Here is a 25,821-nt window from a genome sequence, read left to right on the forward strand (position 1 = left end):
CAGGCGCGAACGGGCCTGCGGCCTACACAGGCGCTGCAACCGGATTGCAACGCCGCTGCCGGCGCGTTTGTCCCGCCATCCGTGATCCCCTATTCTCGATGCACGCTTTCGAAGGAGTGCTCCGACCATGACCGCAGCGAATTGGCTTCGCCCCGTTCGATTCCTGCTGCGCGGATGCCTTCAGCTGCTCGCGGCGCTGGCACTGGCCTGGGAGGTGCTGGCCATCGCGCATTTCCCGCTGCTGGCCGCGCCCTGGCGCTGGGCGCTGGCCGCAGCCGTGGCGGCATTTTCCCTCTGGGGCCTGTGGATCAGCCGGCGGCGCTGGCCCAAGGCAGCGGTGCTGGCGCTGTGGTTTGGCTGCTGGCTGGCGTGGACGTCGGTGCAGCCCTCGCTGGACCGAAACTGGCGTCCGGAGGTGGCGGTCATGCCGCGCATCGCCGTGTATGGCGACCGCATCCGCATCACCGGCTACCGCAACTTCGACTACCGCAGCCCGGACGAATTCACGCCGCGCTTCGAGACGCGCGAGCTGCGCCTGTCGCAGCTGCGCTCGCTGGACTTCTTCCTTTCCTACTGGCACCCCGGGCCGGTGGGGCATACCTTCCTGAGCTTCAACTTCGATGGTGCCGCGCCGGTCAGCATCTCCATCGAGACCCGGCCGGAGGTGGGCGAAGGCTTCGACCCGCTGGCCTCGCTGTTCAGCCACTTCGAGCTCATCTATGTGGTGGGCGACGAGCGCGATCTGGTGCGCGTGCGCAGCAACTACCGCAAGGAGGATGTGTACCTGTACCGCACCAATGTCGGCTCGGATGCGGCGCGCCGGCTGTTCCTGGTCTATGCCGAACGCATCGACGCGCTGGCCGAGCGTGCGGAGTTCTACCACCTGCTCAGCAACAACTGCACCATCAATATCCTGCGCTACGCCAACCGCATCGGGCGCGAGGGGCGGCTCGACATACGGCATGTGCTCAATGGCTTCAGCGACCGTTATCTGTACCGTGCCGGCATCATCGACACCTCGCTGCCATTCGAAGAACTGCGCGCGCGTTCGCACATCAACGCCGCGGCGCAGGCGGCGGACCAGGCGCCGGATTTTTCGGCGCGCATACGCACGGGGCGGCCGCTGCCTGCGACGGTGCTGCCATGAAGCGCATCGAAGCCACGAACCCATTCCCTGCAGCGCGGGCGTGGTTTCTGCTGCTGGCACTGATTCCAATTGCCGGCTGCCGGCTGCCGGCTGCGACCACCGCAGCCCGGGCGATGCACGCGTCTTGGTCCGCTCTTGACATCTCCCCTGCCTGAACGAACACCGGTCATGCCGGGGTGGAAGTTTTCCGAGCCAGGCATGATTGGTATGTCAAAACGACTCCCAGGCGCCATCCGCAGGTTTTCTCGCAGCAATGGCCGGAGCAGCTGCAGAAGCACGTGCCGGAACCGGGGCGCGGGCAGCAGCCAGCGGCGTGGCACGGCTTGTGCCAGCCGGGCGCGAGGCCGGAGCGTCGGTGTCCGACAGCCGGAAGATGCCCACGGCGCGCAGCAGCTCCTGGGCCTGTGTATTGAGGCTGCTGGCCGCGGCCGACATCTGCTCCACCAGCGCGGCGTTCTGCTGCGTCGCCTGGTCGATGTTGTTCACCGCTTCGCCGACCTGGGCCACGCCCGCGCTCTGCTCGGCGCTGGCGGCGCTGATCTCGCCGACGATGTCCGTGACGCGGCGGATGCTTCCGACGACCTGCTGCATGGTGCTGCCGGCGCGGTCCGCGAGTTGCGAGCCGCTGGCCACGCGCTGTACGCTTTCATCGATCAGCTGCTTGATCTCCTTCGCGGCCGCAGCGCTGCGCCCGGCCAGCGCGCGCACCTCGCCGGCCACCACGGCAAAGCCCCGGCCCTGCTCGCCGGCGCGCGCCGCCTCCACCGCGGCGTTCAAGGCCAGGATATTCGTCTGGAAGGCGATGCCGTCGATGACGCCGATGATCTCCGCCATGCGCTGGCTGGAATCGCTGATGCCGCGCATCGTCACCACCACCTGCTCGACCACCTGGCCGCCCTGCTGCGCCACGCTGCTCGCGCTTTGCGCCAGCTGGTTGGCCTGGCCCGCGTTGTCGGCGTTCTGGTGCACCGTGGTGCCCAGTTGCTCCATGGACGATGCGGTCTGCTCCAGCGCGCTGGCCTGGCTCTCGGTGCGCGCCGACAGGTCCAGATTGCCCTGGGCGATCTCGGCGCTGGCGGTCGATACGCCCTCGGCGCCCTGGCGCACGGTGGACACCAGTGCCACCAGGCCCTGCTGCATGCTCGCCAGCGCGCCCAGCAGGCGGCCGAACTCGTCCTGCGAATCGAAGCGGATGGCGCAGCTGATGTCGCCTCGCGCAATCTCGTTGATGCGGTCTACCGCCAGGTCCAGCGGGCGCACGATGGCGCGCACGATCAGGAGCGCCGCCCAGCATGCCAGCGCCACCATCAGCATGCTGAAGATGAGCAGCATGCGCTGGCGTCGCTGATTGCTGCTTTCCGCCTCCTCGACCATGGTGCGCGAGCGCGCTTCGGTGAAGGTGGAATAGGCCTCGGTGGCCTGGATCAGCGAAGCCAGCAGCACCCGGCATTCGTCGTTCATCTTTTGCACGGCGGCCTCGCGCTGGTTGCCCAGCACCAGCGACGCGATGGCCATCGCCACCGGCTCGTACTGGCTTTCCACGCGCGCGATGTCCGCGACCTTGGCGCGCACTTCGTCCGCCACGCCCGGTCGCGCCGACATGGCCTGGAGTTCGCCGAGGTATTTGCGCACGTCGCCCACCGCCTGCTCGAGTGCGCTCTTCTCCACCGCTGCGTCCTCGGGCTTCGTCACGAGCGCGAGGTTGCGTGCGGCAATGGCGCGCCGGTCGACCGCCTGGCGCATCTTGTGCGCGGTGTCGGCGCGTGCCTGGATGCCGTGCACATAATCGCGGAAATGCGCGTTGTCCTCGCGCATCATCTGGATGGCATAGGCGGCGATGCCGACGATGACGGCAATCAGCAAGGCGAAGCTGCCGATTAGCTTGGCCTTGACCGACGTATCTTTCCAGGATTTCATGGTTTCCCTTTGCCAGTGGAATGCGTTGATTCAATGCGCGATTGAATCGGTTTTCAGGGCCAAATACCTGTTCCTGCATGGGAGGAAAATGCGCCATGAGCGCAAGCGACACCACCAACTCCACTGATGAGCTGCAAATGCGGCCCAAGAATGCCCCGCATACCGCCACGTCAACGAGCAGCCTGGCGAGCGCACCGTCCCGGTGCATGGCGCTCAACGAAAATATTCAAAAGCGCAAATATCTTTTACCGGGTGCATATTAAACATGCATATGAAGCATCGCACCCAATAATAGATAGAAATTTTCTTCTTAAAAACCATGTAGGATAGATATTACAAAGCCCTGGAATACCTCAGGGCTTTCGGCGCATGGCAAAGGAAATTAATAAGGGTTTCCCCTAATAAAGCATTCTGTGCGTTGGAGGATAGCCAGATGCCGCATCCGCATCGCAGCGGATCGGCCCATTGCGCTCAGAGCGTGACCTTGGCGTCGCGGATCACCCGGCCCCATTTCTGCGTTTCCGCGGCAATGAAGCGGTCGCATTCCTCGGGCGTCGAGCCCTCTGCCACCGTGCCCATGGCCGCGAGGCGCGCCTGGCCCTCGGGGCTCAGCAGGATCTTGCGCACCTCGGCCGACATGCGCTGCAGGATCTCGCGCGGCACGCCCGTTGGTGCGACCATGGCCGCCCAGGTGCTGCCGACCAGGCCGTCGATGCCCTGCTCGATGAAGGTCGGCACCTCGGGCAGCGAGGGAATGCGCTTTTCGCTGGCCACGCCGATCAGGCGGATGCGCCCGGCCTTGGCCGGCTCGATGAGGTTGGGCGGCGGGTCGAGGAACAGCGGCACCTGCCCGCCCATCAGATCGACCAGCGCCGGCGACGCACCCTTGTAGGGCACGTGCACCATCTCGGTCTTGGTGAGCAGCTGCAGCAGCTCGGTGGTCAGATGCGCGCTCGAGCCCGCGCCCGAGGAGGCAAAGCTCACCTTGCCGGGATTCGCTCGCGCGTAGGCCACCAGCTCCTGCGCGGTCTTGAACGGTGCATTGTTCGATACCGCCGCCACCAGCGGCGACACGCCCATCAGCGACACGCCGACGATGTCCTTCGTCGGGTGATAGGGCAGCTTGTCGTAGAGCGTGGTGTTGCCGGCAAAGGCCGCGATCACCACGCCAAAGGTCAGCCCGTCGGGTGCCGACTTGGCGACCTGGTCCACGCCGATGATGCTGTTCGCGCCGGGCTTGTTCTCGATGACGATGGGCTGGCCCAGGGCCTTCTGCAGGCCGACCTGCAGCAGGCGTGCCATCTGGTCGGTGAAGCCGCCGGCGGTGTAGGGCACGATGATGCGCACCGGCTTGTTCGGCCAGCCGGGCTGTGCCCAGGCCGGCGTGGATGCCACGGCAGCGCCCGCAGCCGCGGCATGGAGGAAGGAACGGCGTGTAGTCGATGGCGACATGGTTTGTCTTTCTGTTGCTGCCAAGGATGAAATCGCCTCTGTTGTCTCCGGGTCCGGCAGAGGCGGGATGGAAAGCCCGCGCTCAGACCGCGCGGGCCAGTTCGGGCACGGCCGTGAACAGATCGCCTTCCAGGCCATAGTCGGCCACGGAGAAGATCGGCGCCTCGGCGTCCTTGTTGATCGCCACGATCACCTTCGAGTCCTTCATGCCGGCCAGATGCTGGATCGCGCCCGAGATGCCGACGGCCACGTACAGCTGCGGCGCCACGATCTTGCCGGTCTGGCCGACCTGCAGGTCGTTGGGGGCGTAGCCCGCATCGACGGCAGCGCGGCTGGCGCCGATGGCCGCGCCCAGCTTGTCCGCCAGCGGCGTGATGACTTCGTTGAACTTCTCGGCCGAGCCCAGCGCGCGCCCGCCCGATACGATGATCTTGGCGGCCGTGAGTTCGGGGCGGTCGCTGGCGGCGATCTCGCTGCCCACGAAGCGGCTCTTGCCCGCGTCTGCCGCGGCGCCAGTGGTTTCAACCGCGGCGCTGCCGCCGGTGGCGGCCGCGGCATCGAAGCCGGTCGTGCGCACGGTGACGACCTTGGTGGCGTCGCCGCTTTGCACCGTGGCGATCGCATTGCCGGCATAGATCGGGCGCTCGAAGGTGTCGGCGCTCACGACCTTGGTGATGTCGCTGATCTGCGCCACATCGAGCTTGGCCGCCACGCGCGGCGCGACGTTCTTGCCCGAGGCCGTGGCCGGGAACAGGATATGGCTGTAGCCGGAGGCAATCGCCAGCACCTGGGCGGCGAGGTTCTCGGCCAGGCCGTTCTTCAGCGCCGCGCCGTCGGCGTGGATCACCTTGGAGACGCCGGCGATCTGGGCGGCTGCCTGGGCGGCAGCGGCCGCGCCTTCGCCGGCCACCAGCACATGCACGTCGCCGCCGCAGGCGGCTGCGGCCGTGACGGTGTTGAGGGTGGCGGGTTTGATGGAGGTGTTGTCGTGTTCTGCGATTACGAGGGAAGTCATGGGAGTTCTTTCGGGTGTGGAGGTTCGTGCCTGCGGCGCTCGATCCTTCGACAGGCTCAGGATGAACGGGGGAAACCGTTCGCCCTGATCCTGAGCCTGTCGAAGGATCGAAGGGTGGACGGCCTGCCCTATGGATATGAAGGGCTTTAGATTACCTTCGCCTCATTCCTCAACTTCTCCACCAGGGCCGCGACATCGGCCACCTTGACACCGGCGCCACGCTTGGCGGGCTCCGACACCTTCAGCGTCTTCAGCCGCGGCGCCACGTCCACGCCCAGTTCATCTGGAGTGACCGTATCGAGCTGCTTCTTCTTGGCCTTCATGATGTTGGGCAGCGTCACATAGCGCGGCTCGTTCAGGCGCAGGTCGGTGGTGACGACGGCCGGCAGGCTCAAAGACAGGGTTTCCAGGCCGCCGTCGACTTCGCGCGTCACGGATACCTGGTCACCGTTGACTTCCACCTTGGACGCAAAGGTCGCCTGCGGCAGATCCGCCAGCGCCGCCAGCATCTGGCCGGTCTGGTTGGCGTCGTCGTCGATGGCCTGCTTGCCCAGGATCACCAGGCCGGGCTGTTCCTTGTCGACCAGGGCCTTGAGCAGCTTGGCCACCGCCAGGGGCTGCAGCTCGGCATCGGTCTGCACCAGGATCGCGCGGTCGGCGCCGATGGCCATCGCGGTGCGCAGCGTTTCCTGGCACTGGGCCACGCCGCAGGAGACGGCGATGACCTCGGTCACAACGCCCTTCTCCTTCAAACGCACGGCTTCTTCCACGGCGATCTCGTCAAACGGGTTCATGCTCATCTTGACGTTGGCGATATCGACGCCGCTGCCATCGGATTTCACACGGACCTTGACGTTGTAGTCGACCACGCGCTTGACGGGAACAATGATTTTCATGAATGTATTCCTCGAAGTTTTGTAAATGGAGGCGCGCTCACTGCGCGCCAATGCGCTTGTCGCGGATCAGCTGGCCCCAGCGCGCGTAGTCCTGCTGCACGCGCCGGGCCATGTCCGCGGGCGACTGGAAGTGCGCAATCGCGCCGGCATTGAGCAGCCGGGTCTGCACATCGGGTTCGGCCAGGATCTGCTTGATCTCTGCGGCGATGCGCTCGATCACGGGCGCGGGCGTGCCCCGGGGGGCAAGCAGTCCGCCCCACGACACGGCGTCATAGCCCTGCATGCCCTGCTCGGCGATGGTCTTGACCTCTGGCAGCATGGCCACGCGCTGGGGCGAGCCTACGGCAATGGCGCGCAGCTTGCCGGCCTGGATATGCGGCAGCGCGGCCACCAGGTCGGAATACATGACCGGCACCTGCCCGCCAATGGTGTCGGTGATCGCGGACGGGCCGCCTTTGTAGGGCACATGCTGCATCTCGAAGCTGGCCATCTGCTTGAGCAGTTCCATGCTCAGGTGGCCAAAGCTGCCGGCGCCCGAGCTGGTGTAGTTCATGGGCGTCTTTTGCGCCTTGGCATGGGCGATCAGGCTCTTGATGTCGGTGACCTCCGGCAGCAGCCGCGGGTTGACCACGATCACGATCGGCAGGTCGTACACCGTGGCGACGGGCGCGAAATCCTTGACGGTGTCGTACTCCGCGCTCTTGTAGAGATGGGGTGCGAGCAGCGTCGGCGTGGCCAGCATCACCAGCGTGTAGCCGTCGGCGGGGCTGGAAGCCACCTGCGCCGCGGCAATCGAGCCCGAGGCGCCGGGGCGGTTCTCCACCAGCACCGTCTGCTTCAGGCGCTCGCCCAGCTTCTGGCCGACGATGCGCGAGGCCACGTCGGTCGGGCCGCCCGCGGGAAAGGGCACGATCAGCTTGAGCATCTTCTGTGGCCAGCCGGCCTGCGCCAGCGCGGCGGCGGGCAGCAGCGGCGCGGCGGCGGCCAGGGCCAGCAGGGCACGCCGGGTGCAGCGTGCGAAGGCGGTATTGCCATGCGGGTTCATGCTTGTCTCCTGTCTCTTATGGATTTGGAAGAAACTCCCGTGGCCAGGGGCCACGGGATCGGGCGTTTCAGGCGCCGGGCAGCGTCAGCACGCCCCGGGCCTGCAGGTCCCGAAGTTCCTGTTCGGACAGCTGCAGCAGTTGCTGCAGCACGTCCTTGGTGCCCTCGCCCAGCGTGGGCGGCGCATTGCGTATAGGCAGGCGCCTGCCGTCGAGGCGGTAGGGCGGCGCAAACACATGGGTGCTGCCGGCCACCGGATGCGGCATTTCCTGCAGCATGCCGGCAGCGCGCGTGCGTTCGCTGGTCAGCGCTTCATGCAGGCCAGCGACCTTGCCGCAGGGAATGCCCTGCGCCGACATGCGCTCGAGCAGCACGTCGCGCGGCAGGGCGCGGATCAGCTCGGTGAACAGCGGCAGCAGCGTTCCGCGGTTCTTCGAGCGCTCGACGTTGGTGGCGAACTTCGCGTCCTGCAGGATGTCGGGGCGCAGCACCACGTCGCGGCAAAAGCGCTCGAACTGCTGGTTGTTGCCCACGGCGATGATCAGCGGGCCATCGGCGGCCTCGAACATGCCATAGGGCACGATCGACGGGTGGGCGTTGCCATAGCGCGCGGGGTCGCGGCCCAGCTGCATGGCATCGAGCCCGTAATAGCCGGTCACCGTCAGGCCGCAGTCATAGAGCGCCATCTCGATGAGGCGGCCCCGGCCCGTGCGCTCGCGCCGGAACAGCGCTGCCAGCACGGCCTGCGCCGCATACATGCCGGTCATCAGATCGACCACGGCCACGCCGAACTTGAGCGGCGGCTGCTGCGCCTCGCCATTGATGGCCATCAGGCCGCTCTCGCCCTGGATCACCAGGTCGTAGCCGGGCCGCCTGGCCTCGGGCCCCGAGCTGTCGTAGCCGGCAATGGCGCAGTACACCAGATCCGGCTTGAGCGACTTGAGCTGCTCGTAGCCCAGGCCCAGCTTTTCGGCGCCACCGGTCTTGAAGTTGTGCAGCACCACGTCGCACTGCGGCAGCAGCTCGTGGATGATCTTCAGGCCCTCGGGCGTCTGCAGGTCCACCGTCACCGAGCGCTTGTTGCGGTTCATGGCGCTGTAGTAGGTGGTCTCGGTCTTGCCGATGCGCATGCCCCAGTCGCGCGTGTCGTCGCCGCGCGCCGGGTGCTCCACCTTGATCACCTCGGCGCCGAAGTCCGCCAGCACCATGCCGCACATCGGGCCGGCGAACACGCGCGAGAGATCGAGGACGCGGATGCCGTCCAGGGGGAAGTCGGTGGTGTCGGTCGTTGTGGTGTTGTTGTCGCTCAATTTTGTCTCCTTCGTCGGTGCTAGAGCGTTGCCCGTCATCCTTCGACGGGCTCAGGACGAACGGACCAATACCGTTCGCCCTGAGCTTGTCGAAGGGCGTTTTAGGGCGTGGCGGTCAACATGAAAACGCCCTAGCCGCGCAGCTTGGTGTAATCCGGCGCCCGTTTCTCCAGAAACGCCCCGATGCCCTCGCGAGACTCCTCGCCGGCCTGCGCATGCACCATGTACTGCGCTTCCATGTCGAGCTGCTGCTCCAGCGTGTTGCCATAGGCGCTGTGGCAGAGTTCCTTGATGTGTGCCATGGCCTCGTCGGGTCCGGCGGCCAGCTGCGCGGCCAGCGCCACGGCCTGCGCCAGCGCCTCGCCGGGCTCGGCCAGGCGGTTGACGGCGCCCAGTGCATGCAGGCGCTCGCCCGAGATGCGCTCGCCGGTCAGGCACAGCTCGGTCAGCACCTGGCGCGAGACGAACTGGGAAAGAAAGGCCGTGGCGCCGCCATCGGGCGTGAGGCCGATCTTCACATAGGCCACCGAGAACACCGCGTTGCGCGCCGCCACCAGCAGGTCGCAGGCCAGCGCCAGCGACACGCCGGCACCGGCGGCCGCGCCTTCGACGGCGGCAACGACCGGCTTGGGACAGTCGCGCAGCGCGCGGATCAGGTCATGCAGGGCCTCGATCTTCTCGCGCCGCTCGGGCAGCGCCAGCTCGCGGCGCGTGGCCAGCAGGCGCAGGTCGCCGCCGGCGCAGAAATGCCCGCCCTCGCCCGTCAGCACGACGGCACCCACCGTGGCGTCGTCCTTCGCGTCCTGCAGCGCCTGGGTCAGCGCAGCATAGAAGGCCGGCGACAGCGCATTGCGCGCGGCCGGGTTGTTGTTGCTCAGCACCAGCACCGCGCCTTCGCGGCGCGTGATCAGGGCGTCGTTGCGTTCGCTGCTCATTGCACGCTCTCCCGGCCCAGCGCCATGAAGCGCGCCAGATGGTGGTCCTCGTCGCCCAGCTCATGGTCGATCATGACCAGGCGCTTGGCATAGTGCGACAGCGGCAGTTCCCAGGTCATGCCGATGCCGCCATGCATCTGGATGCTTTCCTCGGCAACCAGCGCGCCGATGCGGCCGATGCTGAACTTCGCCGCCGACAGCGCGCGCTCGCGCGTGAGGCGGTCGGCATCGAGCGCCGCGGCGGCATTGATCACCGCCGAGCGCGCCTGCTCGATTTCCAGCAGCAGGTCGGCCATGCGGTGCTGCAGTGCCTGGAAGCTGCCGATCGCCACGCCGAACTGCTTGCGCGTGCGCAGGTATTCCAGCGTGTCGCGCTTGGCGATCTCCATCGCGCCCAGGGCCTCGGCGCACAGCGCCAGCACGCCCGCGCCGATGGCGATCTCCAGCGTCTGCAGGCCCCGGCCTTCGCCGCCCAGCAGGGAATCGCCGGGCAGCTGCACCTGGTCGAGCGTGATCTCGGCCACACGCCCGCCATCGATGCGGCCCATGCCGCGGCGCGTGACGCCCGGCGCATTGCCCGGCACCAGGAACAGCGAGATGCCGTCTTCACCGTCCATTGCGCCGGCGGTGCGCGCCGACACCAGCAGCAGATCGGCGTGATCGCCCTGCACCACCACGGCCTTGGCGCCGGACAGAGCCCAGCCTTCGCCATTGCGCTCGGCGCGCGTGGCCACGCGGTTCAACTCGTAATGGCTGCCAGGCTCGTCATGCGCCAGCGCGGCCACCGTGCTGCCATCGATCAGGCCGGCCAGCCGCTCCTTTTGCGCCGGCGTGCCGGCCGCAGCCAGCGCGCGTCCGACCATCAGCGCGCCCAGGAAGGGCTCGACCACCAGGCCACGGCCCAGCGCCTCGAACACCACGGCGATGTCGAAGCCGGCGCCGCCAAAGCCGCCGTCGGCTTCGGTGAACAGCGCGCCGATCGCGCCCAGCTCGGCAAACTGGCCCCACAGCGCGGGCGCCATGCCGACATCGCCATAGGCAATCGCGTTGCGGGTCTCGAAGCCATATTGCTCGGTGACGAAGCGCTCGAGCGTGTCCGCCAGCATGCGGCGGTCTTCGGTAGGTTCAAAGTTCATTGCGGCAGCCTCACAGGCCCAGGATCATCTTGGAGATGATGTTCTTCTGGATTTCATTGGAGCCGCCGAAGATCGACAGCTTGCGGTAGTTGAAGTAGTTGGCCGCGGCCGTCGCCGCTTCCTTCGGGCCCACGCTCTCGCCGGCGTAATCCGAGTACTGCGCCTCCTCGACGAAGGGCAGCGCATAGGGGCCCATGGCGCGGCGGATCAGCGACAGGATCTCCTGGCGGATCTCGGTGCCGCGGATCTTGAGCATCGAGCTCTCGGCACCGGGCACGCCGCCGCCGGCCACCGCCGCGATCACGCGCAGGTTGGTGGTCTTCATGTTCTCCAGGTCGATCTCGACCTTGGCCATACGCGCGGCGAACTGCGGGTCCTGGTCCAGTGGCTGGCCATTGCGCTGCACGCGGCTGGCGATGGCCTTGAGCTTCTCGAAGCCGGCCACCGAGAAGCCCACGCCGGCGATGCCGGTGCGCTCGTAGGTCAGCAGGTACTTGGCATAGGTCCAGCCCTTGTTCTCCTCGCCCACCAGGTTCTCGGCCGGCACGCGCACGTCGGTGAAGAACACTTCGTTGACCTCGCGGTCGCCGTCGAGCGTGCGGATCGGGCGGATCTCCACGCCAGGCGTATTCATGTCGATCAGCAGGAAGCTGATGCCGGACTGCGGGCGCGCCTCGCGGTCGGTGCGCACCAGGCAGAAGATCATGTTGGCGTGCTGGCCCTGCGTGGTCCAGGTCTTCTGGCCGTTGACGATGTAATGCTCGCCCTGGGCATCGATGCCGCGCACCGCGGTGGTCTTGACCGAGGCCAGATCCGAGCCCGCGCCGGGCTCGGAGTAGCCCTGGCACCACCAGTCCTCGCCGCTCAGGATGCGCGGCAGCCAGTAGTTCTTCTGCGCCTCGCTGCCGTACTTGATCAGCACCGGGCCCAGCATGTTGACGCCGAAGGGAACGATGCGCGGGCCGCCCGCGAGCGCGCACTCGTGGTCGAAGATGAACTTCTGCACCGGCGTCCAGCCCGGGCCGCCATAGGCCTCGGGCCAGTGGTTGGCATACCAGCCGCGCTCGTTGAGGCGCGCATGCCAATCGGACTGGTCCTCGCGGCTCAGGCGCTGGCCGGCCTTGACCTTGGCGGCCAGTTCCGCGGGGAGCTTGTCGCGCAGGAAGGCGCGCACCTCGTCGCGGAAGGCCAGCTCTTCGGGGGTGAAATTCAGATCCATGGGGCTCTCTCAATAAATTTCAAAGAGACCGGCGGCGCCCATGCCGCCGGCAATGCACATCGTCACCACGCCATATTTCGCCTTGCGCCGGCGGCCTTCCAGCAGCATATGCCCGACCAGGCGCGCGCCCGTCATGCCAAAGGGGTGGCCGATGGAAATCGCGCCGCCATTGACGTTCAGCCGCTCCGACGGAATACCCAGGCGGCGCTGGCAATACAGCGCCTGCGAGGCGAAGGCCTCGTTCATCTCCCACAGGTCGATGTCTTCGACCTTCAGCCCGTGGCGCGCCAGCAGTTTCGGCACGGCAAATACCGGACCGATGCCCATCTCGTCGGGCTCGCAGCCCGCCACGGCGAAGCCGCGGAAGGCGCCGAGCGGCTGCAATCCCAGGCGCTCGGCTTCCCTGGCTTCCATCAGCACGCTGGCCGACGATCCATCGGACAGCTGCGAGGCATTGCCGGCGGTGACGAACTGCCCCGGGCCCTTGACGGGCTCGAGCTTGGCCAGGCCTTCGAGCGTGGTGCCGGGGCGGTTGCAGTTGTCCTTGGTGGCAACGACATCGCGCAGCGTGACCTCGCCGCTTTCCTTGTCCTTCTCGGCCATGCGCGTGGCGCAGGCGATGATCTCGTCGTCGAACAGGCCCTTTTCCTGGGCCAGCGCCGTGCGCTGCTGGCTCAGCAGCGCGAACGCATCCTGGTCCTCGCGGCTGATGCCGTAGCGGTGGGCGACGATATCGGCGGTGTCGATCATCGCCATGTAGAGCTCGGGCTTGTGCTTGTACAGCCAGGGATCGATATCGGTGGGCAGGTTGTTGCCCGGGCGCAGGCCGGAGATGGTCTCGACGCCGCCGGCCACGAGCGCCGGCACGCCCTCGGCCACGATGCGCCCCGCGGCAATGGCAATCGACTGCAGGCCCGAGGCGCAGTAGCGCGCCACGGTCATGCCGGCGACCGACAGCGGCAGGCCCGCGCGCAGCGCCGCCTGGCGGCCCAGGTTGCGGCCCTGGAACCCGTCTGGGTTGCCGCAGCCAAGGACCAAATCTTCCAGGCTTTCGGGGTCCACGCCCGCGCGCTCGACGGCGGCGCGGACCGAGAAGGCCGCGAGTTCGGCGGCGGGGGTGACATTGAACTCGCCGCGGTGCGACTTGGCCAGCGGGGTGCGGGCGGTGGATACGATGACGGCTTCACGCATGGGGTTGTCTCCTGGGTGGATATTGGCTGGCGTCTGGGGCGAGTGGCCGTGCAGCGCGAGCTCTGGTTTGGAAAATTTTGGGTTCTGAACTGCCCGGGGGCTCTGCCGAAGGACAACCAGCTAGCTTGAGGACAGGCCGTTCATGGTTCGACGGGCTCCCCACGAACGGTTTTCAGCTGTGGCTCAGGGGCTCGCCTCAGGTACACGCCCGGCGTGGCGGAAAAACCGTTCGTCCTGAGCCTGTCGAAGGATGGACGGCCCCACCTCCAGTGGAGATGGGCCGGACAGGGTTCGACAGGCTCAAAGCAAAACTTGTCACGAACGGAGCCAGCGCGTTTACTCCGCCCTGTTCAAACTATCGAAGTCCTTGCCTTCCTTGACCAACCGCACCAGCAGCGCCGCCGGCTTCCAGAACAGCGGATCCTCCTTGGCAAATTCCTCGATATCCGCCAGGATCTTCGGCAGCCCCTGCATGTCGGCCCACTTCATCGGCCCGCCGCGGTGGCGCGGGAAGCCATAGCCCGACATGAAGGTCACGTCCACGTCCAGCGGACGCAGCGCGATGCCCTCCTCCACCACCTTGGCGCCCTCGTTGACCATGGCCGCCATGTAGCGGCGCAGGATCTCGTCCTCGCTGAACTTGCGCGGGGTGATGCCCTTCCTTGCGCGCTCGGCATCGACGATCGCCAGCACCTCGGGGTCGGGCTGGCCCTGGCGCGCGCCTTCGGGGTAGAGGTAGAAGCCGCGGCCGGTCTTCTGGCCGAACCAGCCGCGCTCGCAGATCCGGTCGGCGATCTCGACATAGCGCGCGTTCGGGTCGCGCGTGGCGGCGCGGCGCTTGCGCGTGGCCCAGCCGATATCGCCGCCGGCCAGGTCCGTGACCTGGAACGGGCCCATCGGGTAGCCGAAGGCGCGCACCGCGGCATCGATCTCGTAGGGGCTGGCGCCGTCCTCCATCAGATAGTCGGCGGCCTGCTTGTACACGGCCAGGATGCGGTTGCCGATGAAGCCGTCGCACACGCCGGCGCGCACCGGCACCTTCTTGAGCTTCTTCGCCAGCTCGAAGGCGGTCGCCACCACGTCGGGCGACACGCGCGCGGGCACGACGATCTCCAGCAGCTTCATGATGTTGGCCGGGCTGAAGAAGTGCAGCCCGATCACGTCCTGCGGGCGCTGCGTGGCATCGGCAATCGCCTCGATGTCGAGGTAGGAGGTGTTGGTCGCCAGCACCGCGCCCGGCTTGCAGACGCGGTCGAGCTCGCGGAAGACGGCCTTCTTGACTTCGAGGTCTTCGAACACCGCCTCGATCACCAGATCGATATCGGCCAGGTCGTCATAGCTGGTGGATGGCGTGTAGCGCGCCATGATCGCCGCCTTGCCTTCGGCCGTGAGACGGCCCTTGGCGATCAGGCCATCATAGACCTTCTCGACGTTCTTCTGCCCGCGCGCGATCGACTCGGCATCGCGCTCGATCATGGTCACGGCGAAGCCCGCGTCCAGCGCCGCCACGCTGATGCCCGCACCCATGGTGCCGCCACCGATGATGGCGATGGCCTTGAAGGGACGCGGCGCGGCCAGCTTGGCTTCGGGCACCTTGGCCACTTCGCGCTCGGCAAAGAAGGCATGCACCAGGCCCGCGCGCTGCGGGCTGTTCAGACATTCGACGAAGCGCGCACGCTCGAAGGCGAGGCCCTCGTCGAAAGGCTGCTGCACGGCAGCCTGCACGCATTCGATGATCTTCAGCGGCGAGAACAGGCCGCGGCTTTTCTTCGCCGTGTCCGCCTTGAGCGCTTCCAGATCGGCCAGCGCCGCGGCCGGATCGGCCAGCGCAATATCGCGCGTGCGGCGCACCGGCGCGTTCTGCGCCAGCAGCTCGTTGGCATAGGCCAGGCCCGCGGCCACGGGGTCCGTGCCTTCGGCCAGGCGGTCGACCAGGCCTGCGCCCAGCGCGGCCTTGGCGTTCAGGGGCTTGCCACCGAGCATCAGTTCGGTCGCGGGCTTCACGCCCATCAGGCGCGGCGCGCGCTGCGTGCCGCCCGAGCCGGGCAGCAGGCCCAGCAGCACCTCGGGCAGGCCCAGGCTGGCGGCGGGCAGCGCCAGGCGGTAATGCGCCGACATGGCGACTTCCAGGCCGCCGCCGAGCGCCGCGCCATGGATGGCGGCGATCACCAGCTTGGAGCAGTTCTCGATGCTGGCGCAGGCTTCGGGCAGCGAGGGCGGCACCGGCGGCTTGCCGAATTCGCGGATATCGGCGCCGGCAATGAAGGCCTTGCCCGCGCCGACCAGCAGCACCGCCTTGACGGCTTCATCGGCCTCGGCCTGCTGCAGCGCGGCGACCAGGCCCTGGCGCACCGCCTGGCCCAGCGCATTGACCGGGGGATTGTCGATGGTCACGACCAGAACCGCGCCATCGCGGGCGGTGGTGACAGCTTGAGCTTGTGGGGCATTGCCCATGGACGAGTCTCCGAAATGACAGTAATTGGCACCATTGTGGACACGCCAAACAATCTTGACAATTACATGGCCCGTTGACAGACTGTCAAACAATTTTTGACAGCTTTTTGCCATGGAACTTCAATCCCTCACGCTGCTGGTCGACATTCTTGACGCTGGCAACCTGAGCCAGGCCGCGCGCAACCTGAAGATGACGCGCGCCAATGTCAGCTACCACCTGAACCAGCTCGAGAAATCGGTCGGCGCGCAGCTGGTGCGCCGCACCACGCGCCGCGTCGAGCCGACCGAAGTGGGCCTGCGCCTGTACGCGCACGGACTCGCCATTCAAAACGAAATGCGCGCCGCGCGCGAGACCATCACCACGCTGGGCCAGGGGCTGCAGGGCCGCGTGGGGCTGAGCGTGCCCAGCGGCTACGGCCAGATGGTCATGTCCGACTGGCTGATCGACTTCAAGCGGCTCTACCCCTTCATCGTGCTCGATGTGCGCTTCGAGAACCGCGTCGACGATCTGATCCGCGAAGAAGTGGACATCGCGATACGCGTCATGCCCGAGCCGCCGCCCACGCTGGTCGCGCGCGACCTGGGCCAGGTGCGCTACCTGGCCTGCGCCTCGCGCGCCTATGCCGAGGCCCACGGCCTGCCGGCCACGCCCGACGCGCTGCGCGGCGCGCCGCTGATCACCGCCGGCGTCGTCGGCCGCCAGCTGCGCGTGAGCGCCTACCAGGGCACCCAGCGCGAGGAAGTGATGCTGGAGCCCACGCTGATCTCCGAACACTTTCCCTTTCTGCGCCAGGGCATTCTTGCGGGGCTGGGCGTGGGGCTGGTGCCAGATTACGTGGTGGAGGACGCAATCGCCAGCGGCGAGGTGCTCACCACGCTGGACGACTGGCGCCTGAGCATCTTCGGCACGCAGATGTACCTGCTTTACATGCCGCAGCGGCATCAGACGCGAGCGGTGCGGACTTGCATCGACTATCTGCTGGGCCGGGCCAAGCCTGCAGCATGAACATCGGCATTGCGCCACGCGCCGCGCCGGCTAGAAATCCGCGGGCTGCGCCCAGTGGGGCCCCCCCTTGGAAATGCCTGGCACCTGATACGCCGACTTGAAATCATCGCCGGACAGCCTGATCGCCCCGCAATTGCCGCCATCCCAACAAGGGTTGGCTACGCCATCCTTGTTGGTCCAGCCCACGGTATTGCCCCGGACTTCGACGCGGTCGCAACTGGCAGCCTTTTGATTCCAGGCGTAGATACCCACATTGGCGCAACTCTGCTTTTTCGCAAATAGCCGGTTATCGGTGATCTGCATGTCTGTGCCACCCGCAATGGCCACCCCAGATCGATGCGCATGGTTGAATCCTCTGAACTGGAACGCTCATGAGCCTCGGGTCAAGTTGCTCACGTTCGCGCCTCGAAAAATTCTACGGCGGCCAGGTAATGGCGAGGCGGCGGTGTTGCCGGGTATGGTCAAGCTTTCGCAGCGGCCGGTATGAAGGCTGCTGCGGGAATCTGGAGCTGGCCGATCCGGCGAGATGCAGGCTGCGCCACCTCAAGCCACGCGTGCCCGGCGGTTCACCGCCGTCGCTGCGCCCCAGCAACACAGCATCGCCAGCGCGCCGCAGACCATGATGGTCGCCGGCAGCGGCACCAGCCCCGGCGCGGCCAGCGTCACCAGCGCGCCGACGACCGCGCCCATCAGATACTGCAGCAGCCCCATCAGCGCCGAGGCCACGCCCGCCTGGGCGCCGGCCTGTGCCATCGTCAGCGCGGTCAGATTGCCAAAAACCAGGCCCAGCACCCAGATCGACAGGCCGACCAGCGCGAGATAGACGGGCAGCGGCGCCGCATCGCAAAGCACCGCGGCCAGCAGCGCCAGCCCGGCCAGCGCATGCAGCGCAATGCCGGCGAGCAGCGCGCGCTGCTCGCCCCAGCGCTTCGTCAGCCACAGGCTCAATTGCCCGGCGGCAACGATGCCCACTGCATTGGCCGCAAAGAAATAGCTGAAATGCGCGGGCGTCATGCCGAAGTGCTCGATCAGCACGAAGGGCGAGACGCTGATGTACACGAACAGCGCACCCAGGATGAAGCCGCCCGCCAGCGTATAGGCCATGAAGCCCGCATCGCGGCATTGCTGCGCATAGGCGCGCGCGATGGCGCCCGGGTGCAGCGGCGCGCGCCGCTCGCGTGCCAGCGTCTCGGGTATCGCGCGCAGGCTCCAGGCCGTACCCAGCGCACCGACCACCGCCAGCGTCCAGAACACCATGCGCCAGCCGCCATGGGTCAGCAGCCAGCTGCCGGCCACGGGGGCGAGGATCGGCGCGATCATCATGACCTGCATCAGCACCGAGAACACGCGTGCCGATTCCTGCACCGTGCAGACATCCGAAACGATGGCGCGAGGCGCGACCAGCCCCGCGGCTGCGCCCAGCGCCTGCAAAAAGCGTGCGGCCAGCAGCCATTCGACGGTGGGAGCCAGCGCCGCGATTAACGAGCCCAGCACGAAGATGCTTAGCCCGATGAGCAGCGGCCAGCGCCGCCCGAAGCGGTCGAGCAGCGGCCCGTACAGGCCCTGCCCCAGCGCCAGGCCGACGAGAAAGATCGACAGCGTCTGCTGTATCTGGCCGGCCGAGGCGCCGAGCTCGCGTGCCACGGAAGGAAACGCCGGCAGGTACATGTCGATGGCCATCGCGTCCAGCGCAGTGATCATCGCCAGCAGAAAGAGAAAGGGTGCGCCAAAAGTGGGACGCGTCGGGGAAGCGTTGGAATGCATGGAACGAAAGCTGGCCCGAGGCCAGGCGGAATACGGACTTGAGGGGAAACGGCGAAAGGCAGGCATCCACTCTGTCTTCCGGAAGGTGGATTCTCGAGGTAAGGCAACCCGCGCAATGGCACATCGGGAAACCCTGATGCCAACCATGTTGAGCTTGTCAACCCCATGCCGCAACAATCATATGCACGACAATAGTTGCCTAAGCAATCAAACACATTTGAATACATGACCTCTGCACCGCTGCCCCCCTCCGACTTCTACCAGGCGGGTGTCTACACCCCGGGTGAAAGCGTGGGCTTCCTGATGCGCCGCGTGCTGAGTTCGATCCTGCAGCAGGCCGATGCCGAGCTGGCGGTGCACGATCTGACCTATGTGCAGTGGCTGCCGCTGTACAAGCTGATGGTCTGCAGCGACACCACCAGCGCCGGCCTGGCGCGCGACCTGGGCATCGATCCTGCGGCCGTCACGCGCGCGCTGGACCGTCTGGAAGCCAAGGGCATGCTGCGCCGCGAGCGCTCCACCACCGACCGCCGCGTGGTGCAGCTGGAGCTGACCGATGCCGGCCGCGAGGTGGCTGCGCAGGTGCCGCAGGCCATGGCCAGCGTGCTCAATGCCCATCTGGGCGGCTTCAGCCATGAAGAGTGCCGGCTGCTGATCGACATGCTGCGGCGCATGCTGCACAACGGCGAGGCGCTGCGCGCCGACGCCGCGGGCTGAAGCCCCGGGCCACCGATTTCCTCTTGCATAACCACTTACAACATCACCATGCAATCACTTCCCTTGCTGCGCCATCCGCGGCTGCTGGCGCTGTGCGCGGCGCTGGCCCTGGCTGGCTGCGCCCAGACCGGGCCGGAGCACACGGCGCTGGCACCGATCACGCCCGCCGCTGCCGGCCTGGCCGATGCCTCCAGCGCCGCCGAGGCGCTGCCCACCGCATCGTGGTGGACCGCGCTGGGCGATCCGCGCCTGGATGCGCTGATCGTCCAGGCGCTGCAGGGCAACCCCAGCCTCGCTGCAAGCCACGCGCGTTTCGAGCGCGCTGCAGCGTTGGCCACGGCCAGCAGCACCGCAGGCCAGGCACATGCCACCCTCGGCATCGATGCCACGCGCCAGCACTACAGCGCCAATGGCCTCGTGCCCGCGCCCATTGCCGGCAACACCTATGACAGCGGCAATGCGCAGGTCGGCCTGAGCTGGTCGCCCGATTTCTTCGGCCGCCATGCCGCCGAGCTCGAAGCGGCACTGGGCCAGGCGCGCGCCGCCCAGGCCGACAGCGCCGCCGCCGCCAACCAGCTGGCCGCCCAGGTCGCACGCAGCTATGTGGCGCTTGCCCGGCTGCTGGCCCAGCGCGAGGTCGCCACGCGCACCCTGGCGCAGCGCCAGCAGTTGCTGGATCTGAGCCAGCAGCGCACGCGCGCCGGCCTCGACAGCCAGGTCGAGCTGACCCAGGCCGAAGCCGGGCTGCCCGACGCCAGCACGCAGATCGAGATGCTCGACGAGCAGATCACCCTGGCACGCCGCACGCTGGCCGTGCTGTGCGGCCAGGCGCCCGACGCACAGAGGGGCCTGCAGCCGCAGCTCGGCGCACTGGCACTGCAGCAGGTGCCCGCCGAGCTGGGCATCGACCTGCTGGGCCGGCGCCCGGACATCGTCGCCGCGCGCTGGCGCGTCGAAGCCGCGGGCCAGGACATCGCCCGTGCGCGCGCCGACTTCTATCCCGACATCAGCCTCGGCGCCTTCATCGGCCTCAACGCCATCGGCCTGGACCAGCTGCTGCAGGGCAGCTCGCGCCAGATGGGCGTCACACCCGCGCTGCGCCTGCCGATCTTCGAGGGCACGCGCCTGCGCGCCCAGCTGCGCGGCCGCGAAGCCGAACGCGACACGGCCATTGCGCAGTACAACGGCGCGGTGCTCGATGCCGTCAAGCAGGCGGGCGACGCGCTGGCCTCGGTGCAGTCGCTGGGCCGTCAGCAGCAGCTGCAGACCGAGTCGGTGCGCAAGGCCGAGCAGGCCTATGACTTTGCGCTGCAGCGCTACCGCGCCGGCCTGAGCGGCCAGATGGTCGTGCTTCAGACCGAGAGCCAGGTCATCGCCCAGCGCCGCCTGGCCGTGGACCTGCAGGCGCGCCAGCTCGACACCCGCATCGGCCTGATGCAGGCGCTGGGCGGCGGCTGGAGCGACACCACCGCGCAGCTGCAGGTGAGCCAACGCTGATCCCAAGATTTCCCGACGGGCAGTCCGCTGCCCCGGACGCAAAAACCTTCGACATAACAAAGCGCCGATTTCCATGACCGACACCAAACAACCCGCTGCCGCCCCCGCCGCTCCCGCTGCCGGCAACCCCCGTGCCCGCCGCAAGGGCCTGACCCTGATCGCCGCCGCCGTGGCCGTCGCCGGCCTCGGCTGGGGCGCCTGGCACTGGAGCCACGGCCGCAACTTCGAGACCACCGACAACGCCTACGCCGCGGGCAACGTGGTGCAGATCACGCCGCAGCTGGGCGGCACCGTGGTCAGCATCGGCGCCGACGACACCGACTATGTGCGCCCGGGCCAGCTGCTGGTGCAGCTCGACGCGTCCGATGCCCTGGTGGCGCTGGCGCAGTCCGAGGCGCAGCTGGCGCAGACCGTGCGCGAGGTGCGCGCGCTCTACGCCAACAACGCGCCTTTGCAGGCCCAGGTGGCGCTGCGCGAAGCCGAGCTGCAGCGCCTGGAAGCCGACGCGGCGCGCGCCCAGCAGGATGTGGCGCGCCGCCGCCCGCTGCTGGAAACCGGCGCCGTCGGCAAGGAAGAGTTCGAGCATGCGCAGACCCAGGCGACTGCCAGCCGCAATGCGGTGAACGCCGCCCAGGCCGCGGTGCGCGCCGCACGTGCACAGCTCACCGCCGCGCAGGCGCAGACCGAAGGCAGCACCGCGCAGGAGCACCCGAACGTGGTGCGCGCTGCGGCCAAGGTGCGCGAGTCGTACCTGGCGCTGCAGCGCACGCGCCTGCTGTCGCCCGTCGAAGGCCATGTCGCCAAGCGCGGCGTGCAGCTGGGCCAGCGCATTGCCGCGGGCGCACCGGTGATGACGGTGGTCGGCCTCAATGACCTCTGGGTCGATGCCAACTTCAAGGAAAGCCAGCTGGCCGGGCTGCGCATCGGCCAGCCGGCCGAAGTCACCGCCGATGTCTACGGCGACAAGGTGACCTACCACGGCAAGGTGCTGGGCCTGGGCGCGGGCACGGGCGCGGCGTTTGCGCTGCTGCCGGCGCAGAACGCCACCGGCAACTGGATCAAGGTGGTGCAGCGCGTGCCGGTGCGCATCGCGCTCGACCCCGCGGACCTCTCCAGCCACCCGCTGCGCGTGGGGCTGTCGATGGAGGCCAAGGTCGATGTGGGCAATCAGGAGGGAGCGGGTGCGGTGCTGGCCAGCGTGCCGCGCAGCGCGCCCGTGGCCTCGACCACAGTCTATGACACCGGCCTGAACGCCGCGGATGAGCGCATCGCGCGCATCGTTGCCGGTGAGGTCCTGCCTGCGCTGAAGGCGCTGCCGCCCGTGGCGACGACCGGCGTTTGAGCAGGCAGGAAAGCATCCGCATGAGTACCTCTTCCACCGCCCCCGCGGCGGCCCGCCCCGGCGCGCCTGCTCCGGCGCTGCGGCTGTCGCCGCTGCATGGCCCGGCGCTGCTGCTGGGCACCATGGCGCTGTCGCTGGCGACCTTCATGAACGTGCTGGATTCGTCGATTGCCAATGTGGCGATCCCGGCGATCTCCGGCGACCTGGGCGTGAGCCCGACCCAGGGCACCTGGGTCATCACCAGCTTCGGCGTGGCCAATGCGATCTCGGTGCCGTTGACCGGCTGGCTCACGCAGCGCTTCGGCGCGGTGCGGCTGTTCACCATGAGCGTGCTGCTGTTCGTTCTGACCTCGTGGCTGTGCGGCTTCGCCAATTCGCTGGAGATGCTGGTCTTCTTCCGCGTGCTGCAGGGCCTGGTGGCGGGGCCGATGATCCCGCTGTCGCAGACCCTGCTGCTGTCGAGCTACCCGGCGGCAATGGCCGGCACGGCGCTGGCGCTGTGGGGAGTGACGACGCTTGTCGCGCCCGTCGTGGGGCCGCTGCTGGGCGGCTGGATCACCGACAACATTTCCTGGCCCTGGATCTTCTACATCAACGTGCCGGTGGGCCTGTTTTCCGCGGCGCTCACCTGGGGCATCTACCGCCAGCGCGAAACGCCGACGCGCCGGCTGCCCATCGACACCGTGGGCCTGTCGCTGCTGGTGCTGTGGGTCGGCGCGCTGCAGCTGATGCTCGACAAGGGCAAGGAGCTCGACTGGTTCGCCTCGGGCGAGATCATCGCCATGGCGGTGGTGGCCGTGGTCGGCCTGGCGGTGTTCATCGTCTGGGAGCTGACCGAAGCACATCCGGTGGTGGACCTGCGGCTGTTCGCGCGGCGCAACTTCGCCGCGGGGTCGGTGGCGATGTCCGTGGCCTACGGGGTGTTCTTCGGCAACGTGGTGCTGATGCCGCTGTGGCTGCAGCAGTGGATGGGCTACACCGCGACCTCGGCCGGCATGGCGCTCGCGCCGGTGGGGATCTTTGCCATCCTGCTGACGCCGCTGGTCGGCAAGAAGGTCGGCCAGTGGGACCCGCGCAAGATGGCGACCGCCGCGTTTGTCGTGTTCGCGCTGGTGCTGTGGATGCGCTCGCATTTCACGACCGACACCGACTTCGCGCACATCCTGCTGCCCACGCTGATCCAGGGCGCGGCCATGGCGTTCTTCTTCATTCCGCTGACCACGCTGACGCTGGCCGGGCTGCCGCCGGAGCGCATTCCCGCCGCCGCGGGCTTGAGCAACTTCGTGCGCATCACGGCCGGCGCCATGGGCACCTCGATTGCCACCACGCTGTGGAGCGACCGCGCGACCATGCACCATGCGCATCTGACCGAGGGACTGGTCGAAGGCCAGGGGGTGTTTGGCGTGATGCTGCAGAACCTGCAGGCGTCAGGCCTGGGCAAGGAGCAGGCGCTGGTGCAGATCAACCGGTTGATCGACCAGCAGGCCTTCACGCGGGCGGCGGACGATATCTTTTTGGGATCGTCTTATCTGTTCCTGCTGTTGATTGGGCTGATCTGGCTGACGAAGCGGCCCACGCCTGGTACGGCAGGGGCGGATGCGGGTGGGGCGCACTGAGAGGTGTATGGGGTGCTGCGTCCCAATCCGTTCGTCATGAGCCTGTCGAAGGATGAAGGGCCTGAGCACGAGTTTCTGGCGAAAGCTCCGCAGGGAAGCCTCCGCCTGGTACTTGAGGTAGGGACGTCCATCCTTCGACAAGCTCAGGACGAACGGTTTAGTAGACGCTGCGTCCCGATCCGTTCGTCCAGAGCCTCGCCCCCATCAAGTCCGCCTCAGAGATAAGGCACGCCGTAGTAATCATTCACCCGGCGCCCATAATCGTCGGTGTACTCGGGCCCGTCATCGCGCGCATAGCGCGGCGCGCCTTCGAGCTGTTCGCGCGCCAGCGACACGACATAGCCGCCCATCTCGGGCTCGTACTTGAGCGTGTTCCAGGGCAGTGGATAGCGGTCGGTGCCGATGCCCAGGAAGCCGCCGAATTCCATGACGGCATAGCGCACCTGGCCGGAGATCTTGTCGATCACCAGGGTCTCGATGGTGCCGAGCTTCTCGCCGGCCGGGTTGTAGACATTGGTGCCGTTGACGCGGTCGGACGAGATGACGCTGGAGATGGTATTGGGGGTGTTCATACGTTTCCTTTGCGTGAGTGAAGGGATGGCTTCAAACCCCAAGGCTATCGTTCGCCAGGCGCCGCCAGGGTAGTCAGCGGGCCGGCAGCCGCGTAGGAAACAACCAGCGCGCTCCTGCGTCCTCCTGCGCCCTGCTACGCTGGCGCCCCGCTTTGCTCCCAGCTGCCGCCCAGCGCGCGGATCAGCATCACGGTGCCGGTGTACTGTGCGGTGCGCACCTGCAGCGCATTGCGCCGCTGGCGCAGCGCGTTGCGCCGGGCGTCCAGCAGCTCCAGTTGGCTCACATAGCCATTGCGCCAGCGCACATCGGACAGATGGCTTGCGCGCTCCGCCGATCGCACCGACTGCTCCAGCACCTCGGATTGCGCGGCCAGCAGGCGCAGCGCGCTGAGCTGGTCCTCCACATCGCGCAAGGCGGTGAGCACCTGGCCGCGCTGCGCGGCCACCGCCGCTTCCAGCCGCGCCTTTGCGCCCTCCTCCTGCGCCGCGCGCCGCCCGCCGTCGAACAACGGCAGCGACAGCAGCGCATTCAGGCCCCAGGAGCGCGCGGACCAGCGCAGCAGATCGCCCAGCTCGGGCGAGGCATAGCCTCCCTGCGCCGTCAGCGCGATATCCGGGAACCACGCCGCCTGGGCGATGCCCACACGCGCCAGTTCGGCCTGCACGGTGGCCTGCGCGGCCGCGACATCGGGACGGCGCGCCAGCACCGCGGCAGGAACGCCTGCGGGAATCACCGGCAGCGTGGCCTGGGCAGCGCCCTCGGGCAACTCGAGGCGGCCCGCGATATCCCCGGCCAGCAGCGCCAGCGCATGGGCCAGCGCCGCCTGCTGGCGATCGAGCGCCAGCAGCTCCGATTCGGTCGCCGAGACTTCGGTCTGCATGCGCGCGACATCCAGCTCCGCCGCATCGCCCGCCTGGGCCCGGCGTGTGGTCAGGCGCAGGCTGTCGCGGTAGATATCCAGGCTTTGCGCCACCAGCGCGCGTTCGGCCTGCACCGCGCGCAGCTGCAGATAGGTCTGGGCGACATCGGCCTGCACCATCAGCCGGGTGCTCTGCAGCAAGGCGGCGCGCGCCTGGGCATCGAGCAGCGCCGCTTCGCTGGCGCGCGACAGCCGGCCCGAGAGATCGACTTCGTACGACAGGTTCAGGCCGGCCGTGCCCAGCGTTGCCGGGGATGCTCCATTGGCAAACTGGGCGCCCGCCTGGCGGGCCACGCCTGCGGACGCACCGAGCTGCGGCAGGCGCTGCGCATCGGCCGAACGCAGCAGCGCGCGCGCTTCGGCCAGCCGCGCCGCCGCCTGCTGGATATCGGTATTGGCATCGCCCGCGCGCTCGACCAGCGCCGTCAGCTGCGCGTCGCCAAAGGCCAGCCACCAGGCGCCGCGTGGCTGCGCTTCGGTGGCCGCGGCGGCCGATGCCGCGCCGGCCGATGCCGCGGCGGCCGATGTGCCGCTGAAGTCCGCCGGCACGGCGACGCCCGCATGCTCGGCCGGCATCGGCAGCGCACTGGCGCAACCGGCCAGCACCAGCGCGGCCAACAGGGGGGTCAACAGCGCCTTGGAGGGAAAAGTCTTGATGGCCTGCATCGCAT

Annotated in this window: 23 protein-coding genes; 8 read left to right on the top strand and 15 right to left on the bottom strand. The window is 67.8% G+C overall.

Annotated features, from left to right (window positions below):
- Nucleotides 1-127: 127 nt before the first annotated feature.
- Nucleotides 128-1,147: an Lnb N-terminal periplasmic domain-containing protein gene (locus M9799_RS17640; protein ID WP_231044938.1), complete on the top strand. Its 1,020-nt coding sequence runs from the start codon at nt 128-130 to the stop codon at nt 1,145-1,147.
- Nucleotides 1,144-1,302 carry a hypothetical protein gene (locus M9799_RS17645; RefSeq protein WP_231044939.1) on the top strand — a complete coding sequence of 53 codons (159 nt, stop codon included), beginning with the start codon at nt 1,144-1,146 and terminating at the stop codon, nt 1,300-1,302. The genes M9799_RS17640 and M9799_RS17645 overlap by 4 nt, the downstream gene beginning before the upstream one ends.
- A 55-nt stretch (nt 1,303-1,357) precedes the next feature.
- Here M9799_RS17645 and M9799_RS20605 read toward each other — a convergent pair whose 3' ends face one another.
- Nucleotides 1,358-3,064 carry a methyl-accepting chemotaxis protein gene (locus tag M9799_RS20605; protein ID WP_304505214.1) on the bottom strand — a complete coding sequence of 569 codons (1,707 nt, stop codon included), beginning with the start codon at nt 3,062-3,064 and terminating at the stop codon, nt 1,358-1,360.
- 95 nt (nt 3,065-3,159) lie between these two features.
- On the opposite strand from M9799_RS20605, the gene M9799_RS17655 reads away from it, so the two are divergent.
- The gene (locus tag M9799_RS17655) at nt 3,160-3,327 is read left to right on the top strand and encodes a hypothetical protein (protein ID WP_231044940.1); all 168 of its coding nucleotides are present in this window, start codon (nt 3,160-3,162) and stop codon (nt 3,325-3,327) included.
- Between the two features lie 208 nt (nt 3,328-3,535).
- Here M9799_RS17655 and M9799_RS17660 read toward each other — a convergent pair whose 3' ends face one another.
- From M9799_RS17660 to M9799_RS17705, 10 genes are all read right to left on the bottom strand, one after another.
- Nucleotides 3,536-4,516, bottom strand: coding sequence for a Bug family tripartite tricarboxylate transporter substrate binding protein (locus M9799_RS17660; protein WP_231044941.1), 981 nt, complete (start codon nt 4,514-4,516; stop codon nt 3,536-3,538).
- Nucleotides 4,517-4,598: 82 nt separating this feature from the next.
- Nucleotides 4,599-5,531 carry an electron transfer flavoprotein subunit alpha/FixB family protein gene (locus tag M9799_RS17665; RefSeq protein ID WP_263726147.1) on the bottom strand — a complete coding sequence of 311 codons (933 nt, stop codon included), beginning with the start codon at nt 5,529-5,531 and terminating at the stop codon, nt 4,599-4,601.
- 146 nt (nt 5,532-5,677) lie between these two features.
- Nucleotides 5,678-6,427 (bottom strand): electron transfer flavoprotein subunit beta/FixA family protein, encoded by a 750-nt coding sequence (locus M9799_RS17670; RefSeq protein WP_263726148.1) that lies wholly within the window; start codon nt 6,425-6,427, stop codon nt 5,678-5,680.
- Nucleotides 6,428-6,464: 37 nt separating this feature from the next.
- Entirely contained in the window at nt 6,465-7,472 is a 1,008-nt protein-coding gene (locus tag M9799_RS17675; RefSeq protein ID WP_231043929.1) for a tripartite tricarboxylate transporter substrate binding protein, read from the bottom strand.
- 67 nt (nt 7,473-7,539) lie between these two features.
- Nucleotides 7,540-8,781, bottom strand: a complete 1,242-nt coding sequence (locus tag M9799_RS17680; RefSeq protein WP_231043928.1) for a CaiB/BaiF CoA transferase family protein — start codon at nt 8,779-8,781, stop codon at nt 7,540-7,542.
- A 131-nt stretch (nt 8,782-8,912) separates the two neighbouring features.
- Nucleotides 8,913-9,716 (bottom strand): oxepin-CoA hydrolase, alternative type, encoded by an 804-nt coding sequence (locus tag M9799_RS17685; protein WP_231043927.1) that lies wholly within the window; start codon nt 9,714-9,716, stop codon nt 8,913-8,915.
- Nucleotides 9,713-10,852, bottom strand: a complete 1,140-nt coding sequence (locus M9799_RS17690) for an acyl-CoA dehydrogenase family protein (RefSeq protein ID WP_231043926.1) — start codon at nt 10,850-10,852, stop codon at nt 9,713-9,715. The genes M9799_RS17685 and M9799_RS17690 overlap by 4 nt, the downstream gene beginning before the upstream one ends.
- Before the next feature lie 10 nt (nt 10,853-10,862).
- On the bottom strand, nt 10,863-12,071 hold the full coding sequence (locus M9799_RS17695) for an acyl-CoA dehydrogenase family protein (RefSeq protein ID WP_231043925.1): 1,209 nt from the start codon (nt 12,069-12,071) through the stop codon (nt 10,863-10,865).
- Nucleotides 12,072-12,080: 9 nt separating this feature from the next.
- The gene (locus M9799_RS17700; protein ID WP_231043924.1) at nt 12,081-13,262 is read right to left on the bottom strand and encodes an acetyl-CoA C-acyltransferase; all 1,182 of its coding nucleotides are present in this window, start codon (nt 13,260-13,262) and stop codon (nt 12,081-12,083) included.
- 336 nt (nt 13,263-13,598) lie between these two features.
- Complete coding sequence (locus M9799_RS17705; protein ID WP_231043923.1) at nt 13,599-15,716, bottom strand: 3-hydroxyacyl-CoA dehydrogenase NAD-binding domain-containing protein; 2,118 nt, start codon at nt 15,714-15,716, stop codon at nt 13,599-13,601.
- A 112-nt stretch (nt 15,717-15,828) separates the two neighbouring features.
- On the opposite strand from M9799_RS17705, the gene M9799_RS17710 reads away from it, so the two are divergent.
- Complete coding sequence (locus M9799_RS17710) at nt 15,829-16,722, top strand: LysR family transcriptional regulator (protein WP_231043922.1); 894 nt, start codon at nt 15,829-15,831, stop codon at nt 16,720-16,722.
- Between the two features lie 30 nt (nt 16,723-16,752).
- On the opposite strand, the gene M9799_RS17715 is transcribed toward M9799_RS17710, so the two are convergent.
- A complete protein-coding gene (locus tag M9799_RS17715; RefSeq protein WP_231043921.1) occupies nt 16,753-17,025 on the bottom strand; it encodes a hypothetical protein in 273 nt (90 codons plus the stop codon).
- A gap of 240 nt (nt 17,026-17,265) precedes the next feature.
- Nucleotides 17,266-18,552, bottom strand: coding sequence for a multidrug effflux MFS transporter (locus tag M9799_RS17720; protein ID WP_422692686.1), 1,287 nt, complete (start codon nt 18,550-18,552; stop codon nt 17,266-17,268).
- Nucleotides 18,553-18,711: 159 nt separating this feature from the next.
- On the opposite strand from M9799_RS17720, the gene M9799_RS17725 reads away from it, so the two are divergent.
- From M9799_RS17725 to M9799_RS17740, 4 genes are all read left to right on the top strand, one after another.
- A complete protein-coding gene (locus M9799_RS17725) occupies nt 18,712-19,203 on the top strand; it encodes a MarR family winged helix-turn-helix transcriptional regulator (RefSeq protein ID WP_231043919.1) in 492 nt (163 codons plus the stop codon).
- 48 nt (nt 19,204-19,251) lie between these two features.
- On the top strand, nt 19,252-20,700 hold the full coding sequence (locus M9799_RS17730) for an efflux transporter outer membrane subunit (RefSeq protein WP_231043918.1): 1,449 nt from the start codon (nt 19,252-19,254) through the stop codon (nt 20,698-20,700).
- Between the two features lie 73 nt (nt 20,701-20,773).
- Nucleotides 20,774-22,042 carry an HlyD/EmrA/EmrK family protein gene (locus M9799_RS17735; RefSeq protein WP_231043917.1) on the top strand — a complete coding sequence of 423 codons (1,269 nt, stop codon included), beginning with the start codon at nt 20,774-20,776 and terminating at the stop codon, nt 22,040-22,042.
- A 20-nt stretch (nt 22,043-22,062) separates the two neighbouring features.
- On the top strand, nt 22,063-23,658 hold the full coding sequence (locus M9799_RS17740) for a DHA2 family efflux MFS transporter permease subunit (RefSeq protein WP_231043916.1): 1,596 nt from the start codon (nt 22,063-22,065) through the stop codon (nt 23,656-23,658).
- Between the two features lie 215 nt (nt 23,659-23,873).
- On the opposite strand, the gene M9799_RS17745 is transcribed toward M9799_RS17740, so the two are convergent.
- Together M9799_RS17745 and M9799_RS17750 are read right to left on the bottom strand one after the other, a co-directional pair.
- Complete coding sequence (locus tag M9799_RS17745; protein ID WP_231043915.1) at nt 23,874-24,230, bottom strand: PRC-barrel domain-containing protein; 357 nt, start codon at nt 24,228-24,230, stop codon at nt 23,874-23,876.
- 134 nt (nt 24,231-24,364) lie between these two features.
- A complete protein-coding gene (locus M9799_RS17750; RefSeq protein ID WP_422689171.1) occupies nt 24,365-25,816 on the bottom strand; it encodes an efflux transporter outer membrane subunit in 1,452 nt (483 codons plus the stop codon).
- Nucleotides 25,817-25,821: the final 5 nt, after the last annotated feature.

This window comes from Comamonas endophytica (assembly GCF_023634805.2).
Classification (GTDB): domain Bacteria; phylum Pseudomonadota; class Gammaproteobacteria; order Burkholderiales; family Burkholderiaceae_C; genus Comamonas; species Comamonas endophytica.

Bases quoted from the DNA above. Each gene is read 5' to 3' on its own strand.
- M9799_RS17645 (WP_231044939.1), top strand. From the start codon at position 1,144: ATGAAGCGCATCGAAGCCACGAACCCATTCCCTGCAGCGCGGGCGTGG.
- M9799_RS17670 (WP_263726148.1), bottom strand. From the start codon at position 6,427: ATGAAAATCATTGTTCCCGTCAAGCGCGTGGTCGACTACAACGTCAAG.
- M9799_RS17750 (WP_422689171.1), bottom strand. From the start codon at position 25,816: ATGCAGGCCATCAAGACTTTTCCCTCCAAGGCGCTGTTGACCCCCCTG.
- M9799_RS17725 (WP_231043919.1), top strand. From the start codon at position 18,712: ATGACCTCTGCACCGCTGCCCCCCTCCGACTTCTACCAGGCGGGTGTC.
- M9799_RS17685 (WP_231043927.1), bottom strand. From the start codon at position 9,716: ATGAGCAGCGAACGCAACGACGCCCTGATCACGCGCCGCGAAGGCGCG.
- M9799_RS17665 (WP_263726147.1), bottom strand. From the start codon at position 5,531: ATGACTTCCCTCGTAATCGCAGAACACGACAACACCTCCATCAAACCC.
- M9799_RS17695 (WP_231043925.1), bottom strand. From the start codon at position 12,071: ATGGATCTGAATTTCACCCCCGAAGAGCTGGCCTTCCGCGACGAGGTG.
- M9799_RS20605 (WP_304505214.1), bottom strand. From the start codon at position 3,064: ATGAAATCCTGGAAAGATACGTCGGTCAAGGCCAAGCTAATCGGCAGC.
- M9799_RS17675 (WP_231043929.1), bottom strand. From the start codon at position 7,472: ATGAACCCGCATGGCAATACCGCCTTCGCACGCTGCACCCGGCGTGCC.
- M9799_RS17730 (WP_231043918.1), top strand. From the start codon at position 19,252: ATGCAATCACTTCCCTTGCTGCGCCATCCGCGGCTGCTGGCGCTGTGC.
- M9799_RS17735 (WP_231043917.1), top strand. From the start codon at position 20,774: ATGACCGACACCAAACAACCCGCTGCCGCCCCCGCCGCTCCCGCTGCC.
- M9799_RS17710 (WP_231043922.1), top strand. From the start codon at position 15,829: ATGGAACTTCAATCCCTCACGCTGCTGGTCGACATTCTTGACGCTGGC.
- M9799_RS17715 (WP_231043921.1), bottom strand. From the start codon at position 17,025: ATGCAGATCACCGATAACCGGCTATTTGCGAAAAAGCAGAGTTGCGCC.
- M9799_RS17640 (WP_231044938.1), top strand. From the start codon at position 128: ATGACCGCAGCGAATTGGCTTCGCCCCGTTCGATTCCTGCTGCGCGGA.
- M9799_RS17740 (WP_231043916.1), top strand. From the start codon at position 22,063: ATGAGTACCTCTTCCACCGCCCCCGCGGCGGCCCGCCCCGGCGCGCCT.
- M9799_RS17700 (WP_231043924.1), bottom strand. From the start codon at position 13,262: ATGCGTGAAGCCGTCATCGTATCCACCGCCCGCACCCCGCTGGCCAAG.
- M9799_RS17660 (WP_231044941.1), bottom strand. From the start codon at position 4,516: ATGTCGCCATCGACTACACGCCGTTCCTTCCTCCATGCCGCGGCTGCG.
- M9799_RS17705 (WP_231043923.1), bottom strand. From the start codon at position 15,716: ATGGGCAATGCCCCACAAGCTCAAGCTGTCACCACCGCCCGCGATGGC.
- M9799_RS17655 (WP_231044940.1), top strand. From the start codon at position 3,160: ATGAGCGCAAGCGACACCACCAACTCCACTGATGAGCTGCAAATGCGG.
- M9799_RS17690 (WP_231043926.1), bottom strand. From the start codon at position 10,852: ATGAACTTTGAACCTACCGAAGACCGCCGCATGCTGGCGGACACGCTC.
- M9799_RS17720 (WP_422692686.1), bottom strand. From the start codon at position 18,552: ATGCCTGCCTTTCGCCGTTTCCCCTCAAGTCCGTATTCCGCCTGGCCT.
- M9799_RS17745 (WP_231043915.1), bottom strand. From the start codon at position 24,230: ATGAACACCCCCAATACCATCTCCAGCGTCATCTCGTCCGACCGCGTC.